An 840-nucleotide genomic window follows, 5' to 3' on the forward strand; every position below is an offset into this window, starting at 1 on the left:
CAAAAATTGCTCAACCCACTTGTTTGTTTGGGAGATGGTCATCCAGGAGTTTGGAATTTAGTCCAAGACTTTGGTATAGAGCAAAAACGCTGGGAAATCTTGGACTGGTATCATCTTAAAGAAAATCTTTATAAAGTTGGTGGATCAATCAAGCGGCTTAAAAAGGCTGAAACTCTTCTTTGGCAAGGTAATGTCGAGGCAACTAAGGCTTTATTAGTTAATTGTCGAGGTAAACAAGTGAAAAATTTTTGTGCCTATCTTGACAAACATCGCAATCGGATTGTCAACTACGAATATTATCAAGCTGAACAGCTATGTTCCATTGGTTCAGGTGCAGTAGAGTCAGCAATCAAAGTCCTTGGCAAACGAATCAAAATCTCTGGAGCACAATGGAAAGCTGAAAATCTCAATCAGGTTCTGTCTGTTCGTTGCGCTTACCTGAATGGTTTACTAGCTATTTAACTTAATCGTTCTTACTTGAACAAGGCTTACTTGCGATCGCACCCTTTATTTGGCTGTAACTTTTCCTTGCGCCTAAACCTTAACAGATGAAATTTGGCTTTATTAGGACTCACGCATTGACAGGAAATACCAAATGTGTGGTATAGATTTCAGGCATTAAACCTTGATTTTTCGACTGTTTTTAGGCGATCGCTATTTATCAAAGGATAATTGATCAAAGCCTGAAACGACGTATTTTCGTAAAGTCTGCCGGGGGAAACAACCCAGACCAGCAAGCTTTACGTCAATGCACAAGATAAGAAATTTGAGAGCGTGCGTAAGTCCTATTGATAACCCAAGATAACCCACAACACAGGGTTAATATATTTTTGCCAAAGT

General features: G+C 39.2%; 1 pseudogene. It reads left to right on the forward strand.

The features are described from left to right. Window positions 1–462: pseudogene (locus tag AABK37_RS41610) on the forward strand (ISKra4 family transposase); the annotation flags it as partial. Window positions 463–840: the final 378 nt, after the last annotated feature.

The organism is Tolypothrix sp. VBCCA 56010 (genome assembly GCF_050875635.1).
Classification (GTDB): Bacteria; Cyanobacteriota; Cyanobacteriia; order Cyanobacteriales; family Nostocaceae; genus Hassallia.